Annotated in this window: 17 protein-coding genes; 4 read left to right on the top strand and 13 right to left on the bottom strand. The window is 42.3% G+C overall.

Features of this window, described 5'->3' with window-relative positions:
• Window positions 1-157: 157 nt before the first annotated feature.
• From H8B19_RS16015 to H8B19_RS16005, 3 genes are all read right to left on the bottom strand, one after another.
• Window positions 158-2140, bottom strand: coding sequence for an AAA family ATPase (locus H8B19_RS16015; RefSeq protein WP_186507905.1), 1983 nt, complete (start codon window positions 2138-2140; stop codon window positions 158-160).
• A gap of 82 nt (window positions 2141-2222) precedes the next feature.
• Window positions 2223-2849: a hypothetical protein gene (locus H8B19_RS16010; protein WP_186507904.1), complete on the bottom strand. Its 627-nt coding sequence runs from the start codon at window positions 2847-2849 to the stop codon at window positions 2223-2225.
• Between the two features lie 36 nt (window positions 2850-2885).
• The gene (locus tag H8B19_RS16005) at window positions 2886-3281 is read right to left on the bottom strand and encodes a hypothetical protein (RefSeq protein WP_186507903.1); all 396 of its coding nucleotides are present in this window, start codon (window positions 3279-3281) and stop codon (window positions 2886-2888) included.
• Window positions 3282-3722: 441 nt separating this feature from the next.
• Here H8B19_RS16005 and H8B19_RS16000 point away from each other — a divergent pair, with 441 nt between their 5' ends.
• Window positions 3723-5246: an ISNCY family transposase gene (locus tag H8B19_RS16000; protein WP_186507902.1), complete on the top strand. Its 1524-nt coding sequence runs from the start codon at window positions 3723-3725 to the stop codon at window positions 5244-5246.
• A 30-nt stretch (window positions 5247-5276) separates the two neighbouring features.
• Here H8B19_RS16000 and H8B19_RS19075 read toward each other — a convergent pair whose 3' ends face one another.
• The 10 genes from H8B19_RS19075 to H8B19_RS15955 all read right to left on the bottom strand — a co-directional run bounded on the left by H8B19_RS19075 (window position 5277) and on the right by H8B19_RS15955 (window position 12515).
• A complete protein-coding gene (locus H8B19_RS19075) occupies window positions 5277-5489 on the bottom strand; it encodes a GDCCVxC domain-containing (seleno)protein (RefSeq protein WP_108569075.1) in 213 nt (70 codons plus the stop codon).
• Window positions 5490-5538: 49 nt separating this feature from the next.
• Window positions 5539-5814 carry a mercury resistance system periplasmic binding protein MerP gene (merP, locus tag H8B19_RS15995; RefSeq protein ID WP_186507901.1) on the bottom strand — a complete coding sequence of 92 codons (276 nt, stop codon included), beginning with the start codon at window positions 5812-5814 and terminating at the stop codon, window positions 5539-5541.
• A 32-nt stretch (window positions 5815-5846) separates the two neighbouring features.
• Window positions 5847-6227 carry a mercuric transporter MerT family protein gene (locus H8B19_RS15990; protein ID WP_479682837.1) on the bottom strand — a complete coding sequence of 127 codons (381 nt, stop codon included), beginning with the start codon at window positions 6225-6227 and terminating at the stop codon, window positions 5847-5849.
• Between the two features lie 40 nt (window positions 6228-6267).
• The gene (locus tag H8B19_RS15985) at window positions 6268-6651 is read right to left on the bottom strand and encodes a MerR family transcriptional regulator (RefSeq protein WP_186507900.1); all 384 of its coding nucleotides are present in this window, start codon (window positions 6649-6651) and stop codon (window positions 6268-6270) included.
• A 206-nt stretch (window positions 6652-6857) separates the two neighbouring features.
• Entirely contained in the window at window positions 6858-7283 is a 426-nt protein-coding gene (locus tag H8B19_RS15980) for a hypothetical protein (protein WP_186507899.1), read from the bottom strand.
• Between the two features lie 180 nt (window positions 7284-7463).
• A complete protein-coding gene (locus H8B19_RS15975) occupies window positions 7464-8705 on the bottom strand; it encodes an ABC transporter permease (protein ID WP_186507898.1) in 1242 nt (413 codons plus the stop codon).
• Window positions 8702-9904, bottom strand: coding sequence for an efflux RND transporter periplasmic adaptor subunit (locus H8B19_RS15970; RefSeq protein WP_186507897.1), 1203 nt, complete (start codon window positions 9902-9904; stop codon window positions 8702-8704). Before H8B19_RS15970 ends, H8B19_RS15975 begins: the two co-directional genes overlap by 4 nt.
• Window positions 9901-10878 carry an HlyD family secretion protein gene (locus tag H8B19_RS15965; protein WP_241737643.1) on the bottom strand — a complete coding sequence of 326 codons (978 nt, stop codon included), beginning with the start codon at window positions 10876-10878 and terminating at the stop codon, window positions 9901-9903. Before H8B19_RS15965 ends, H8B19_RS15970 begins: the two co-directional genes overlap by 4 nt.
• Window positions 10865-11848 carry an HlyD family secretion protein gene (locus H8B19_RS15960; protein ID WP_186507896.1) on the bottom strand — a complete coding sequence of 328 codons (984 nt, stop codon included), beginning with the start codon at window positions 11846-11848 and terminating at the stop codon, window positions 10865-10867. The genes H8B19_RS15965 and H8B19_RS15960 overlap by 14 nt, the downstream gene beginning before the upstream one ends.
• Entirely contained in the window at window positions 11832-12515 is a 684-nt protein-coding gene (locus tag H8B19_RS15955; protein ID WP_186507895.1) for an ABC transporter ATP-binding protein, read from the bottom strand. The genes H8B19_RS15960 and H8B19_RS15955 overlap by 17 nt, the downstream gene beginning before the upstream one ends.
• Window positions 12516-12701: 186 nt before the next feature.
• Between H8B19_RS15955 and H8B19_RS15950 the strand changes: the two genes are divergently transcribed.
• The 3 genes from H8B19_RS15950 to H8B19_RS15940 all read left to right on the top strand — a co-directional run bounded on the left by H8B19_RS15950 (window position 12702) and on the right by H8B19_RS15940 (window position 16262).
• Window positions 12702-14690 (top strand): TonB-dependent receptor, encoded by a 1989-nt coding sequence (locus H8B19_RS15950; RefSeq protein ID WP_186507894.1) that lies wholly within the window; start codon window positions 12702-12704, stop codon window positions 14688-14690.
• Window positions 14691-14831: 141 nt separating this feature from the next.
• The gene (locus tag H8B19_RS15945) at window positions 14832-15608 is read left to right on the top strand and encodes a sigma-70 family RNA polymerase sigma factor (protein WP_186507893.1); all 777 of its coding nucleotides are present in this window, start codon (window positions 14832-14834) and stop codon (window positions 15606-15608) included.
• 30 nt (window positions 15609-15638) lie between these two features.
• A complete protein-coding gene (locus H8B19_RS15940) occupies window positions 15639-16262 on the top strand; it encodes a hypothetical protein (protein ID WP_186507892.1) in 624 nt (207 codons plus the stop codon).
• Window positions 16263-16271: the final 9 nt, after the last annotated feature.

The following is a 16271-nucleotide window of genomic DNA, read 5'->3' as shown; positions in this document are numbered from 1 at the left end:
TATAGAAAGTGTAGACTGGATGTAACCGGCAGCTATGAGCGAGAAGCGGTCATCAGATGGTTAGTGTGTATTAGTCCGCTTCAGACAGTGAGATCAAGACAAAGAGCGGACATTCAACGCCTAAATTTGCGGTGAGCGTTAGTGAGTCCGACAATATTTACCTGTTGGCTTCTGGCCTCAAAATATTATTAACCAGATCTATAATAGATTGGCTTTTAACATTTTCTTTCCATGCAAGCTCCAAAGCTTTGGCAACTGCAAGCGGATTTTTCTTCAAGTTTTTGACGTTACCATAATGTGCTGAAGACTGATTTTGAAAGTCTTTCCAGCGATCGCCAAAATCGCTCTCGGACACTTGTGTTATATTGGTTGACCACATTGTAATTCGGTCTAGATGGATCGTTGTGTCACTCCAATGAAGAGCCTCATCCTCACACATGAGCTTTAAGATCGCTTTGTTGTCTTTTTTATGGCGAGTGATTTCCCCCTGAATTTTCTGAAGCTTATTTTTATCTACTTCTTCTTCACTTTCAGAGAGTTGAGCGATTTTCTCGAGGTCTTCTTTATTCTTGTCCCCATCAAAAATAACATATAAAGGGATATTCAATGCTTTTGCTATACAGATGGGACGAATGAGTTCACTTTTACCTCCAACAGGTACTATGTGCCATCCTTCCATCCTAAATTGGTTCCTTTTATTTAGAAGCTCAATATAGGTGGTTATGTAAGCTACATCTTCTATGCCTTCGACAAGAATAAGCTTTTTGCAAAAGAATATCTCATTGATTTCAGGCCTTAATGTTGGGTAGAGCTTAGCTAACATTCCAGACTCTTGAACAAGTTTTTCACCCACTTCGTTTAGCTTTTGTGTAATTTCATCATAACCAACACTAGATATTTCAGAACAACATGGCTCTCCTATTTCTCTAACAACTCTAACGGATGAGAAATTGTCTCCTGGTATGAAATACGGACTATGAGAACAAGCAAGTATTTGACAACCTTGTGAAGAGAGATCTTGGATGATTTCTGAGAGATATCTAGCTTGTGGAGGATGTTGATAAAGTTCGGGCTCCTCGATACCCATAATGAGGGTCGGTCCTGAACTACCAATAGATGCGAGCTCCTGTAACAACGATAGCAAAAATGAGCGTTGCATCCCGTGACCAAACCTTCCTAGTTCGCCGTCAAACCCTTTTTCACCGATTACTACATGGGCCCATGGCTCATCTACTTTAATAGTTTTTTCAGGATCCTGCTTCCATTCTACCTTTGCGGTCGCTGATGGATTCGCCCAGACCTTTAACCGGGCTTCGATTGAACTTGAAAGATCTGATAGAACGCTTTGCTCTGCGTCTAGCATTTTTTGGTAATCACTTACCAATTTTTCTCTTAAAGCTTTAACTCTATCGCTAAAATTGACTCGTGATCTTACTGCCCTTTCCAAAAGCTGACCCAGCGCAGAATTCTTTGACTCTTCAGCTTCTGTAGTAGCATCCTTTGATGCTGAGACAAACACCCACTGAATATATGGCGAAAGCTTATTTACCCCTTTACTAATTCCATAAAACTGGTCTTCCGATGGTATTAGGCTGCATTTATCTGGATTCTTCTCTTCATATTCATTCAGAGCATCTTCCATTGCTTGCTTTTGCTTAACAGTAGGAAGATCGGAATATGATGAGCTTAATTCATCATATATAGACTTAAGCTCAGTTACCTTTTCACCAACTTTCTTTGCATCAAACCACTTTCGAAAGTCAGATATACCTAACCTATTACCATATTGTTTTACTTCGGCCTTCTGGCTAGATTCATCAAAAGTCGCGATTGAAGTCACTATCAGTTTGTCTTGCCTAACATAGGCGGACAAAGCTTCTTTAGCTTCATCACTGAGATCACAAAACGTGACAGTTACTTTGATCTCACTTTTGGTGTCTTTATGATGAAAGTCATTTTCTGATAGTTTACTTAGATCAGTACTTGCGTCCTTATATTGACGAAAGAAAAGGTTAAGAGCATTTAAAACCGTAGATTTACCTGCACCATTGGCACCAACTAAGCAGTTGTAGTTATCTAGATTTATCGTTTCATCTTTAAAAGATCTAAAGTTCTCAATCCTAATTGATTCAATTCTCATCACTCTTCCTTGCTAAATTTGAGAAGCTAACGCCCGCAACAGGGGCAAGCTTAGAGCGCCAGTGAAAAGTTTGTCCCGCTTGTTAAGCCTTTGACACACAAAAGCCTGCTTCATTACTTGCGATCACTAATTCTAGGTTGTTTAGCACGGGCTCTACTACCTCAGTGAGCATAAGGTACGCAATATCTTTGGCTTGACCCAGCTCTTCAGGTGTAACCCTATAGCCCTGATGTACTACCTTATTTCGAATCGACTGAACATCTTCTGCTTCTTTTAGGATCGGCTTATTTTCCTTACCTTTAATAGAGGCTAAATCAATTTGTGCAGCTTGGATACAAAGCGCCGTTAGCAGTTTATTGTACCGATTAAAGCCAGCCTGACCTGTTGAAGAATCAACAATAAGCCCCGCAATATTTTCGTTATGGACCATTCCATATAAGACAGGCTTTAGCAAAACTGCCTTTAAGTAAAGCTCTATTGCCGTTGTGTACATTACTAATGCACAAGATGGCGAAACTTGTAAAAGGTCACCGGCATGATTTGAGCTTTCAATCGCTGGATGAATTACGTTTGGATTCTTTAGGAAATACGACTGCATTCTTTCTTCGATGAACTGTTCAATAGCTATTTCTTTATGTTCAGGAAATAGCTCTTCGCTAATCCTGTCATAGAAATCGTCCATTGCTGCATCGTGTTCGTCGTAGCTCATTATTTCCTCAGGTCTTTAGCAACGGCCCAGCTTTGCCTAAACTTGTTCTGTGTTTCCAAGGTAATTAACCTTACTTTGGTGCGTTTTAGATGCACTAACCAACGAAGCTGTGCAAACACTACAATAGTGATCGAGCTGACCATGCTTGAACTCAAAAACCATTTTTACTGATTCAATATCTTTTGGCTCGAACCCCTCAGTAACTACCAAACTATAGAATGTTTCTTTGAGGCTATTTAGCGCCTGCCTCAGTGGTTCAATGTGTAAAAATCTTTCTGGGCATGGCTCAGTATCAGACACATAGATTTCTATAGATTCCAGGCCTGCTTCCTCGCAAGCTTGACCAAGATGAGGATGCACAAAAGAAAGCGCACTCACTGAATGGTGAGCCGAGCTTTGTACAACACTTTTTAGTCGCTTATGAGATGCCATGATTCTCCTGACACAGAACAGTTAAATGATGCGGCCCCTAAGAATTGCATATGAATAAATCACTATTGGCATAGTACCGCTTTAAGCTGCCAAATCATACACTTAGGCATTCGCAAAACTGGTAGTTGAAAAATAAAGTGGACAGTTATAACAAGCAACAGTCTGAACGGCTGCTTTACGTACAAAGCAGTCTTTCACCAACCAAACTTTGAATGACCCTACCGGCACAAAGTAGACAGTCAGGTTTGGTTAAGCTCTAAAATCAAAAGTGTCAGATAGAGTTGTGAATAATCCACTTTTTATTGTTAACACCAAGCGACTTTGTCGTATCTTAATTACCAAGCGATTCTGTCGTATTCGCTAATTACCAAGGGAAACTGTCGGTCACTTTTTTACATGTCTGGTAATGTTCTTTTTTTGAATATTTGAGGCATGTTGAGGATGATTGTGATGGATTCTAAAGCTCAACTCACCGTTGATATAATTGCTAAAGTTGTTGAAGGCAGGATAACAATAGCCAACGCTGCTAAGCTACTAAGCAAGTCTCGCCGTTCGATTGAACGCTATGTAACACGGTATCAGCAAGTTGGTATTCAGTTTGTTGTGCATGGCAATAGTGGAAAATCACCACCTAATAAAACGCCCGTTTCAATTAAAAAAGCAGTGCAGGCCTTAATCAAAGAAAAGTATTTTGATTTGAATTTACTACATCTTGCGGAAAAGTTAGAGGCCGATGAACACATCGTAGTGAAGCGAGAGACGCTGCGTGGCTGGGCACATGATATTCACCATGTTAAGCGTGCCAAACGTAGACGAGGCATCGTGCGTAAGCGCAGAGAGCGTATGGAGGCTGCTGGCCTAATGATGCAAATGGACGGTAGTCCACATCGCTGGTTTGGGAATAGGAAGCACTGCCTAATCGCCATGATTGATGATGCTACCAGTGAAGTGCATGCTGAATTCTTCCCCTCTGAAACCACCGTTGGTTGCTTAAAAGTCATGCGAGACTGCATTGAAACAAAAGGCGTTTTCAAAACACTCTATGTAGACAGAGCAGGTATCTTCGGTGGCCCTAAGCGGTGTAACTTCTCACAAATGCAAAGAGCTTGTGAAGAGTTGGGTATTGAAATTATCTTTGCCAATTCACCACAAGGTAAAGGTCGTATTGAGCGAGCTTTCGATACCTTCCAAGACCGTTTAGTGCCTGAATTAAGGCTGAGTAACATTACTGATATTGCCGCTGCAAACGCCTACCTCAAACATGTATTTATCCCGCAGTTTTGGCGGTCACATATCGAAGTAAAATCGAAGCATCAAACATCAGAATTCACACCATTATCCAAACACACTACCCTTGATGATATCTGCGTAATTAAAGACCATCGCAAAATCCGTAATGACCATACTTTTAGTTATGGTAACAAATTTTACTTGATTGACTCACCGTTTAAGCACTCCATTGCAAATCAGAAAATAGAAATCAGAAACACCAGCAAGAAAGGGTTTACTGCGCACTTCGCGGGGCGCAAACTTGCAGTATCAGAAGTCAATGAGCCGAGTAAATTAGCGGTTGAAGACTTAGAAATTCAAAAGAAGCTAGAGATCCTTGCCTTGGTTGAAAGACTAGGTAATGTCTCTAAGGCTTCGCGTCAAAGTGGGGTGTCTCGCGACACTATCTACCGTCATCTGAAATTGGTCAAGCAAGGCGGGCCTGATGCCTTAAAACGGCAAGAAACGCCTAACATACGGCATAAAAACTGTGTAGATATGGAAATCGAGAAAGCGGTAATCGAGTTCTCTCTTGAACATCCCCACCTAGGTCAGCAGAAGGTTGCGATGAAGCTAACTAAAGCATTAGGAATTGAAGTTAGCCCGAATGGCGTGCGCAGTATGTGGCTTAGAAATGATATGAATACAACTGCACTGAGAGTTGAGAGGTCACAAGCTTTGCATGAATCAGCATGAAAAATAGCCAGTTGTTCAACTGACTACTTTTTAATTACAACAACTGTTGCCCTCTTGAATTGGAGGGCACTTCACTGTTCCATATGAGCAATAAACGCAGCAGTCGCCGCTCAGAGGCTTTAGCAGTGATTTACATTTAGTGCATTCATAAAAAAATTGGCATGCAGTGGTTGGCATTTCTTCTTGCTGGCTATAATTGCAATGTGGGCAAGTAATCGTCGATGAGAGTTCTATTTTCGCCATAGTTTTGTGTTCCTCAGAGGATTTCATTATCGTTCAACTAGCGAAGGCCTTACGACTTTACTAATGAAGGATAACCAGCATTCTTTGTAGCCTTCGTTAATGCATCAGAATTTGTCACCTCATCGTCAAATGTTACAACAGCAAGTTTATTTTCAAATGTCACTTCCACTTGTTTAACGCCTTTAACGCGCTCAAGTGCTTTTTCTACTGTTATCGGGCACGTTACACAATCCATGGACGGAACTTCTAACGTAACAGTTACATCTTTGGCAAACGTCGCCGTGCTGCTTATCAACAATAATGTTGTAATCAATAACTTCTTCATCTTTCTCTCCAATTAGAGTTAAGTGATAGCACCTACACGACCCATATGATCCAGTAGTTGCTGGTAACAAAAACAAACGCCAACAGTGTGGTAAACCAAAATACTGCTTTTCGTCGCGCTCTTACCTTTGGAACTGCACATGCCTCGCCATCCGCACAGTTTTCAACAGGCTGATGTATCTTCCACCCAGCAAAGCCAAATAAAACCACAACCACGAATATAAAAATAGGACGATAAGGGTCTAAGAGTGTTAAATGGCTAATCCATGATCCACTTATACCCAATAAAAGCAAAACAAGTGGCCCAGCACAGCAGGCACTGGCACCGATTGCTGCGGCAAGCCCGCCTAAGATTGATAGTTGACTACTTTTTGCCATATTTACGTCTATTAAACTGTTCTTTATATACAGCATAAACTCCGTACATGGGTACGGAGTCAAGTGATGTGTCATTTTACGGTTGGAGTGACTGAATGATCGGGCAATCTTTATCACTTGGATTATTTTTACAGTCTGAAACAAGTGAGACAAGGCTTTCTTTAAGATTAAGCAAATCTCTTAACTTATCTTCAATTACTGCAAGCTTTTGCTCAGCGAGTTGCTGAACATCTTCACAATTACTAGCACTTAATATTAATAATGATGATATTTCCGCCAATGTAAAACCTAAATACTGTGCACGCTTTATGAACAATACTCTTGAAAGTGCTTGTTCTGTATATTGCCTGTATCCTTGTATCGGTTTGATGGGTTGTTCAAGTAAGCCTTTGCGTTCATAGAAACGAATGGTCTCTACACCAACATTTGCCTCTTTCGCAATTTTACTTATTGTATACATTGGCTACCTTTAATATTCTGACTAATTCAATAATATACAAAACGTCTAATCAACTCATGTTTTAAAGGAAATATTTACACATTTATTGAACTAGATAATACTAACTGTTACCTTAAATGCGACAAAGTCGCTCGGTAATTAGACCGACATAATCCCTTGGTAATCACAATAATCCACTTTTTATCGATTACACAAGGGAACCGTTATTAAGTTTCTTTATCAGGCTGCTTTGAATACATTTGATAAACCGCCAGCTGCGCAGCGCTTGCAGTAGCGACAGGCTTAACATCGGGGTTACCTGCGGCCTGACTTTTTGCTTCACGCTCGGCGGCTTGTTTTACCAGCTCTTCCAACGCATTGCGTAACTGCTCCAACTCCAGTTTTTCTTTGTCGGTTAAGGATTCTTTGTTTTCCAACTCTTCAATTTTTTGTTTAAGTTCATCCATTTTTTCTTTGTCGAGCCCGATCCGGTTTGCCACAATTTGCTCAAACGCCTCGGATAAAAACACCTTGTCGCCCGTGCTTTTTTCAGTTTCATCCGCATCATTGCCGGTGGTCGGTGAGGGGACAATATTTGCCGCTTTGTTGTTGTAATAAGCGGCAGTGACCGGATTTGTGCTATCAACGTTCATATCGCAATCCCTTATATAACAGTTGGTTCAGCCTATAAAGACCAAACCAACACAATTGATGAGTTAAATATTTAGAGCAACTTAGTGCAAACTTCAGACCAAATTTTCAGCTACATATGGCCAGTTTTCAGACATAAAAAAAGCGCCTGTTTAGGCGCTTTATCTACCAGATGTTAATAGCTAGTCACTATGCAAAGCTTCAATCGGGTTTAGCTTAGAGGCTTTGATCGCCGGAAATACACCAAAGCCAACACCAACTGCCATACAAATGGATAGCGATAATACAATCGCCACAATGGACCAGCTCACTGCCCAGCCCGAATAAAAACCAATCACTTCAGATAAAATCAGACCGAACAGAATGCCCAATAATCCCCCTAACACAGAAATGGTAAAACTCTCGGCAATAAACTGCATTTTGATATCACGTTGAGTGGCGCCAACCGCGCGTAACAGCCCAATTTCTTTAGTGCGCTCAAGCACATTGGCTAACATAATATTCATGATGCCAATGCCGCCAACCAGCAAAGAAATCCCCGCCACACAGGCCATCACAATATTAAATATTTGCTGAGTTTGTTTTTGTTGTGCTAACAAAGCTGCTGGCACAATTAACTGATAATCCTCAGCTTCGCCATGCCGCAATTTAAACAGCTGCGATACACCTTTGGCTGCAATTACCGGGTCGGTATCATCGGCAATTTTTAACTTTATTAAATCCAGTTCACTGGCCAGTGGATTGGCATTAAGTTTTTTCAAACTGGTGTTCAGTGGTACAAAAATACGGGTGCTATCTCCACCAATTTTAACCCCCTGAAACTCGTCCTTCTCCGAATAGGGCGCTGCTAATACCCCTACAACTTTCACCCACAGATGGTTTACTTTAACAAACTGACCAATTGCATCGGTTGCAGGAAACAGCTGCTGAGCCGCACTTGCCCCTAGTACAGCGACTTGTGCGACATCTTTATCATCCTCTTCGGTCAGCGTACGTCCTGCACTGGTTTTTAAGTTGGATAAATCAAAATGATTGGCCGTCACCCCAACGACAGTCACATCCGCCTTACCAAAATCACTGTATACCGATTGTGTTTTGACCTGACGTTCAGCGCTGTGATCAACCACGTAAGGCAAGGTTTGAGCTGCCGCTTCAACATCGGCCAGACTTAATCCTAACGATTCCTGACGAATTTCATTGAGCTCTTCACTGGCAAACACTTTTGATTCAACAATCAGATTTCGCAGCCCCATGGAATCAATCATTTTCATGGCCTGACGTTCCGCACCTTCACCAATATTCAACATGGCAATCACCGCCCCTACGCCAAATATCATGCCCAGCAGGGTTAATAAGGTGCGCAACTTGTGTGCAGCCATTTCCTCAAGCGCATCGAGGATAAGTGGATAAAATTGCTTAATCATAACTGGCCTCCCGCAGATGTTTCCTGAACGGAAGGTTCACTTAATGCGATATTGTCACCGGGGCTCAATCCCTCAACAATTTCAACAAAATACAGATTTTTCTGCCCCGTGCTGACGGGCTGTTTAACAAAATCCTGACCTTGTTTTACATACACAAAGTTATTCCCTTGCTGGTTAAATAATGCCTGTAACGGCACAATTAACGCAGGCTCTGCCTTTTTCACATTGATATTTGCGGTGACTTTTTGTCCCGGTTGCATTTGTTCGGCTTTAACCGGCAAATCCACTATCACTTCAAAATATTTGGTGGGATTACCGCGTTTGATAGTGCGCGAAAAGCCCGACACACTTTTTACTTCACCATTAAAGTGCTGATCCGGAAAGGCTTCCAGGGTCACTTCAACGGGTTGTCCATTTGCCAGCCCAATCGCGTCTTTATCCAGCACATAGACTTTGGCCTGCATATGCGACAAATTTGGGATTTTGGCAATGGTGGCGCCGGGGAAAACCGTCTGGCCAACGCTGGCTTTATCACCACGCCAGTTTTTATCGTAAACCAGCAACCCATCATAAGGTGCTTTAACTTCAAGTTTGGATAACGCCTGTTCATGCTGTTTGAATTTAGCTTCGTGCCCTTGTTTGCGGATTTCCAGTACATCCAGCGCACTTTGATTCTGCTCATCCAGACTGTTTAACTTCCAGTCGATAAAATTATCTTTAGCCCCCAGATATTCCTTGTTGGATAAGGTATCGATAATCTCCAGTTTGGAATATAAACGCAGGTCATCAATGGCGAAGGCATCAACAAAATTAAACTCTTTGCCAATTAACACTTCATCTGAATTTAAACTGTTTTGATCCTTGCTGTGCTCAGCGTTCTTTTTACGCATATCACTATCGAGCATCATCATTTCCAGTTGTTCTTCACGTTTATCTAATAACAATTGCTCGGCATCAAAACGCGCGACGACCTGTCCTTTTTTAACTGTCTGGTTTTCTTCTGCCAGCCACGAAATCACCATAGGTCGACGACCTGGTGAAGAGATATTGGTGGCCTCAGCAGCTTCCAGCTCACCGATTGCCGGGATCTGAATACGAAAATCACGCTCAGCAACCTGATAGGTCGGGATGGTCTGCTGCGGTGCTTCACTGCAAGCGGCTAAAGCAACTAACAGTGCTATCAGAGATACAAGCCTCATGGCATCACCTCCACTTTCGCTTTCATACCGGGGCGCATTTCTTTTGGCCCGTCGTTATCCAGTTCAACCAAAGCATCAAATACCACTTTTGGATTATTAGCCGATTTGGGGTGATAGGCTTCGGCCAGTTCAGATATTTTGCCCATATATGCGGTTTCCGGATAGGCTTCAAACACCACTTTAACCAGCTGGCCAACATGTAATTTGTCGGTATCCGGCTCATCAAATTCAACTTTAATCGCAATGTGATCCAGTGAAGGTAAGGTTAATAGACTGCGTCCCATATACACAGTTTCACCCACTGCTGGTTTTTCATTGTTCCAGTTAACATACATAACTAAACCATCTTTAGGCGCTTTAACCGTCAGCTTTTCAATATCACTTTCAATTGAGTTAACCCGGCTGCGATACATATTGATGCGTCCCTGGCTGACTTTTTGATTTATCTCTCTCGCTTTTTTATGGTGAGCCAGTTTTTGTTTGGCCTGTGCTAACTTTTCGCTCTGGTATTCAAAATCAGCCTGTTGTTTATCCCGTTCAATTTGAGAGCGGGATTCATCGGTAATTTCTGCTTTACGCCGTGCAATATCATAATTCATCTGGGCTTCGGCCTGTGCCAGCACTAAATCATGCTCGGTCGCCTCATCATCCAGCTTTTGGCTTTGGGCTTTTTTAATTTCGGCCTGCAGTGAACTCTTGCGCCCAATCAAATCAGTTTTAAGTCGCTGAGCATCGAATACCAGCAACATATCCCCTTCTTTCACCCGGGTATTTTCCGGTACCATTTTTTCAATTTTGTACTGCCACATACGACGAACATTGGGCGGACCAATGGTAGCCGTTTGCATTGACACCACCTCGGCACTGGCAGTAATTAAAGGTGTATCCTGAGAAGTATTTGTTGTAGTTGTATCATCACAGGCACTCAACAAAGCCAGCACAAAGCAGATAATAAAGATCCTACTGCGCATCATGCTGCCCTCCGTTTTGCTGGATTTGTACCCGTACACTCATGCCCGGAAAAATGTCATGTTTAGGCAGCTGATCAAACGCAATATCGAGCTGATAATAGGCGCTATCACTCCATTGCGGTTTTTGTTCGGCCTGGCGACTCTGACTGACAATATGGCCCTGGTAAGTTTCATTTGGATAAGCATCCAGTGACAGAATAATCTGACTGTTTTTCGCGTTCAGTTTGACTGCGTCAATTTCGTGGATCCAGGCAGTTACCTGATACCCTTGCTCCGCCTGCACCGACACAATATTCCAGCTGGCCTGTACATTGGTTCCCGCCGCAATTTTCTCACCGTTCCAGGGGTGTAACATATGGGTCACCGGACCACGTACCTGTGCTTCTACACTTAATTTACCCAGCTGCGACTTTTGGTAATCAATGGATTCCTGCAACTTAATAAGCTCAAGCTGCTGTTTGTTAATGCCGATATCCCGTTCAGCGCGTTTCAGTTTAACCTTTTCTTCTGCCTTCACTTTGTCGGCAATTGCACGCTCGTAAGCAATACGATATTTACCTTTTTCGTAATCGCTGACCTCGCCATCGGGAATACTGGCTTCTATACGTGTTTTTTCCACCATGATAGTAGCAAGTTTTAATGCCCCTTCTGCTTCAACAACCGCCTGATTTAAATCCATTTCAGTTTTGATCAGTTGTAACTTCTGGGTATTGAGATTTTCCTCATTTTGCTCCAGTTGTGACTGAATTCCACCTCCATCAAACACCGCAACTAAATCACCAACATTGACAATCTTGCCTTCATCAGCAAGCCACTGAATTTGTACCTGCCAACGATCTGTACGTGGTGCGGTTACAACCTGACTGTTAGAAGAGCTAACAACGCCGGTTAATAATAAGGATTCATCAGCCTGCACCAATGGGGTGATAAACCCCATGCACAGCAGTGCTATATAATTATTTCGCCAGCGCATAATTTTCATCCAGTATTTGCCCATCACGCATCATAACTACGCGTTCGGCATGTTCGGCAATATCATCTTCGTGAGTGACCATAACGATGGTCTGACCTTGCTGATGCAAATCTTTGAGCAGCGCCATAATTTCTACCGAGGTTTTACTGTCCAGGTTACCGGTTGGTTCATCGGCCAGAATCACAGTAGGACGGTTAATTAACGCCCGGGCAATGGCAACTCTCTGTCTCTGCCCACCTGACATTTCAAAGGGTTTATGTTGCATGCGATGACCCAGTCCGACTTTTTGCAACAAGGCAATTGCACGTTCAGTCGCTTCTTCATCGCTGACGTCGGTGTAACGCAGTGGCAACCTGACATTACCAATTGCATCCAGCTTGGGTAATAAATGGAAAGTTTGAAAAATAAAACCAATATGTTTGTTACGGATTGCGGACAAAGTATCGTCATCCAGTTTGGCCACATCCTGGTTGTCTAACAAATACTGACCACTATTGGGTGTGTCCAGACAACCCATAATGTTCATTAAGGTCGACTTACCTGACCCTGAGCTGCCCATAAAAGCAACAAACTCATTTTTACTGACCGTTAACGACACCCCTTGCAGAGCATGGACCTGTTCGGATCCATTAATAAAAGACTTGGTTATATTTTTTAATTCGAGCATGCCCTGATGGCTCCGGAGTTTGCGCCGTTATTTCGCCCAAAGAGTAAACACCCATTGGCAGCCATGCAACAGCATGGGTAAACTAATACCTTGATTTAGCTAAAAAACGCGATTAACTGTTCCATGTTTCCGATACGCCAGCCTGCACTCGTTTTGCCCCTGCTACTGTTTTTGTCCGGCATGTTGTTGAGTTCTTCAATTCACGCTCAGGAGCAGCTACTGGAACGTATTGAAATTAAATCATCACGCTCACTGTCAAATAACGATCAACAAAGCCTAAGCGCATCCCTGCTGCAACAATCAGATATTAACTTACAGCAAGCCGTGCATATCAGTGAGTTATTGTCGCAAGTTGCCGGAAGCTGGATTAGTCGGGGAAATGGACAGGAAAGTCTGATTTCTATTCGTTCACCCGTGTTAACAGGTGCAGGTGCCTGTGGTGCCTTTGTCATCGCCGAAATGGGTGTACCAGTCAGGCCAATGGGCTTTTGCAACGCCAACCAGTTGTTTGAATTAAATACTGAACAGGCTCAGTATATCGACGTTATCCGCGGCCCGGTTAGCGCGCAATACGATGGCAATGCGGTACACGGCGTGATAAATAGTCAGCCATTATCGGTTTTTCAATCTTCTCCTTTGAGTATTGATCTGACAATGGGAGAGCGCCGGTATCAACGCAGCAAATTTCGTGTTGGCCTGCATAATGACTCCTCTGGCTGGCTATTGTATGGCAATCAAAGCAGAGAGAATGGCTATCAACCCGATTCAGGTTATGAACAACAAAAAGCCAACTTTATATACCAACATCTGCAGCATGATTTTGACAGCACCCTGCTTATTGCTACAACGCATTTAAATCAACAAAGTGCCGGTTATATTGAGGGATTTAATGCCTATAAAAAACCTGAGCTGGTTCGAATAAATGCCAACCCGGATGCATATCGCCACGCCAGTGCCCTGCGGATTAGTTCACAGCTTAACTGGTACCAAAACCAGACTACCTGGAGCATAACCCCATATCTTCGCCATAGTTTCATGCGCTTTTCACAGCATTGGGTTCCCTGGCAACCCACTGAAGTAAATCAACAAGTTAGCGCAGGAATGCTCAGCAAATGGCATCAACAACTGGAAACAGGTTCAATAACGCTCGGACTGGATAACGAATTCGCGCAAAGTGAATTATCTGAATATCAATCTGAACCATTTTCGGCTTCCATTCCACAAGGTTTCCATTATGACTACAGCCTCAATAGCCAGTTAACATCAGTGTGGGCAAACTATAACCGGCCTCTGAACAACCAGTTGGAAATAGATTTTTCACTACGCTGGAGCCAGCTGGATTACGACTATGATAATCACCTGAGCAATGGAAGCGCATGCACCACTGATACCGTTAATTGTCGATATTTTCGTCCGGCAGATACTGCTTTAACGTTTACCAACATGTCACCACGCCTGGCATTAATCTATCGGCTCACTGGAGATAGTAATCTGTATATTGCAATGAGTCAGGGTTACAGGCCACCACAGTCCAGTGAATTATTCAGACTACAACAAGGGCAACAACTGGCGGATCTACAATCGGAAACGCTAACCAATATTGAACTGGGACTAAAAAAATCGCTGAACTGGATTTCATGGGCATTCACTCTATTTGATATGCATAAAAACCATTATATTTTTCAGGATACTGAACGGCACAATTACAGTGATGGCAAAACCCGTCACACTGGTGCTGAAATAGAAGCCAGTGTTGACTTATCAGATAAACTATCGCTTGGTATCAATGGCAGTTACAGTCGTCACAGCTATACCAATAACATTCAAATCAGTTCGGAGAATATTAAAGGCAACGATATTGACAGCGCCCCCCGGCTACTGGCACAAGTTAATCTAAAATGGCGACCTGTCAGCCAATTGATGACACAACTAAGCTGGCAACATCAAGGGGCATATTATCTGAATCCACAAAACAGCCAACGATACCCGGGTCATAATCTACTGCACCTTTCGACAAATTATTCGCTCAATGAAGCGCTGTCATGGCACATTTCAGTCAGGAATTTGCTCAACACGCGATACGCAGAACGAGCAGACTTTGCTTTCAACCAACACAGATATTTTACAGGATTACCACGCACAATTTATATTGGCCTTGAATGGCAACAACAGTAAGTCATTCAATTAAAAGTAAAAATCATTAATATTTCACCAATATAATTATTCAAATAACCAACAATTAATTGTTTAATTCGGCAATAAGTTGGTGTAGCTTGGATATTAACCAGTGACCAAATAAATGGATTTATTTGCAACGTGACCGTTCTGAAAAAATCGACAGAACACAATGTTAACCACCCAGCTGATATTCCGGCGGATAAACTTGTAACACTGATCGCCGCACACGACGAACAAGCTGAAAAACTGCTTTTTGAGCGTTATTGGCAGGGATTACAATTTATTCTTGCACGCCGGGTCAAAGAACAACACCTGATTGAAGATTTAGCGCAGGAAACCATATTGCTGGTATTACACAAAGCGCGAAACGGTGAAATCAACAACCCCAAAGCGCTAAATGGTTTTGTTCGTAATACAGCCATCAATTTATTAATCGCACATCAACGTAAGGAAATTCGCCGGGCTACCAGTTGCGATGAAAATATTGAAGATTATCCTCTAAACGAACCATCAGATTTATCACACATCCAGTATTGTGAAGCCACGTTACGATTGGTTGAGCAATTGTTAAGTGAACTCACCAGTGCCAGAGATAAAAAGATCCTCCAGTACTTTTATTTGTATGAAAAAGACAAGCAACAAATATGTGATGAACTGGTACTCTCGGCAGCCCATTTCGACAGAGTTTTGTTTCGAGCCCGTTCACGGCTTAAACAACTGATGCAACATAAAATAAGCCCTGAACATAACGGATTGAATGCATTTAAAGTATTCGCCATAAGCTTAATCAGTTTATTGCCTTTTTTTAACGGCGTGCCGCAGGAATATAAAAAAACATCAATTCAAATGAGAGAAACGCTTTTTGCTCAGCACAATACAGATAACAAGCTGGAGCAGTTACAACATCGAAAATAAGGTTTCCTGCCACTCACACGGTAATTCAAAATGGACTTAAATGAACAAACGGCTAAAGACTTAATACAAAAATATCGCTTAAATCAGTTATCAATAGAAGAAGTCCGCTATTTTGAGTCCTTTTTGATCGACAAACCCGGTCTCATCGAACTTATCCACATTGACGATATTTTTACCGCACATAAAACCGCTTTTTCGAACAAGGTGTTTAAGCGCTTGCAAGGCGTCTGGTTGACAGCCAGGCATCAATGGAGTGGTGTCGTTGCTGGCGCCATTCTTGGAGCTGTGATGGTCATTTGTATTCAATGGCCCTTTTCATCAGATAAAACCGTAAGTCCGGATTTAGTCTATCTGGAAACCTATCGTGGCGAGATACCTGACTGGCATATTTATTTCAACTCAGCCGTTAGTAATAAATTGCTGGTAATAGATTTGGGCTTACAGGCTAATAGCGAATTTCAACTTAGTCTTCATGATGAAAAAAATAATCGGGATTATCAGTGGCAACAAATTAACACTAACGACAATGGTGAGCTAATATTTGAAATTAAAGCAGAAAATGTTCAGCCCGGACGCTATGACATGACAATTTCCCGCTTAGATAAACAAGCGAATGATCTACATTATACCCTGGGAATTGATTACAACTTTTAATGGAAGTTA

The organism is Neptunicella marina (assembly GCF_014270035.1).
Classification (GTDB): Bacteria; Pseudomonadota; Gammaproteobacteria; order Enterobacterales; family Alteromonadaceae; genus Neptunicella; species Neptunicella marina.
This window is presented reverse-complemented; position numbering and strand designations above follow the sequence as displayed.